Genomic DNA, 843 nt, shown 5'->3' on the forward strand with positions numbered 1-843 from the left:
GGGCGCGTCTGCAATAGTACCAAGAATCACAGTTTCCCCAATAAGTTGTTGTAAAACGTTCTGCATAGGTAAAACACAGCAATCACAAAGACAGCCTTCAGTTGCTCCTGTCGGACCTGTTTCTCCCGTTGGACCTGTTGGACCTGTCGGACCTGTTTCTCCCGTTGGACCGGTTGGGCCTGTCGGACCTATTTCTCCCGTCGGGCCAGTTATTCCTGTCGCTCCTGTTACACCTGTTAATCCAGTAGGGCCTGTTGGACCAGTGGGTCCTGTAGGCAAAGTAAACGGTGGAATAGGTGGCAATGTAGGACCCAGTAAATTCGGATCAAACGCTGCTCCACTCAAAAACTCATTGTTTTCATTCATGTATACACCTCCTTACGATGCTTGTACTTATCATAATTATTAAATGCTCAATACTAGATAAATGATCTTCACATAAGCGGAATCTCTCTTTTTTATTTTTATTCGACAAAACATAACAAAATAGTTGTAACCACATTTGTTATGATAGTTCAGGAAATCTAACATTTTAAACGCTGGGGGATACATATTATGAACAATAAACTATTAAAAACACTTACTTGTTGCGCTTTATTTATGGGATTAGTAGCATGTTCATCTAATGAAACAGCAAGTACTTCTAAAGAATCTAAAGCTGAGCAAGAAGCACAAAAAACAGCTGAGAAAGCGAAGGAAGCTGAAGAAAAAGGGATAGTAAAAAAGGAGAAAGCAGAACAAGAGGCAGCTGAAAAACAACGGAAACAGCAAGAAGAAGCTACAAAAAAGGAACAATCAACAACTACTTCTGGGAACACTATTAAAGGCTTAAAAGACGAACTA

The 843-nt window shown here is 40.3% G+C and carries 1 protein-coding gene and 1 pseudogene; one reads left to right on the top strand and one right to left on the bottom strand.

The window, feature by feature from the left end; all coding sequences use genetic code 11:
- On the bottom strand, positions 1-366 hold a 366-nt coding region (locus MR071_RS24990; RefSeq protein ID WP_242238242.1), incomplete at its 3' end, for an exosporium leader peptide-containing protein.
- 189 nt (positions 367-555) lie between these two features.
- Here MR071_RS24990 and MR071_RS24995 point away from each other — a divergent pair.
- Positions 556-843 (top strand): annotated as a pseudogene (locus tag MR071_RS24995) (hypothetical protein); the annotation flags it as partial.

It is taken from the genome of Bacillus cereus group sp. BfR-BA-01316 (assembly GCF_022664195.1).
In the GTDB taxonomy this organism is placed as follows: domain Bacteria; phylum Bacillota; class Bacilli; order Bacillales; family Bacillaceae_G; genus Bacillus_A.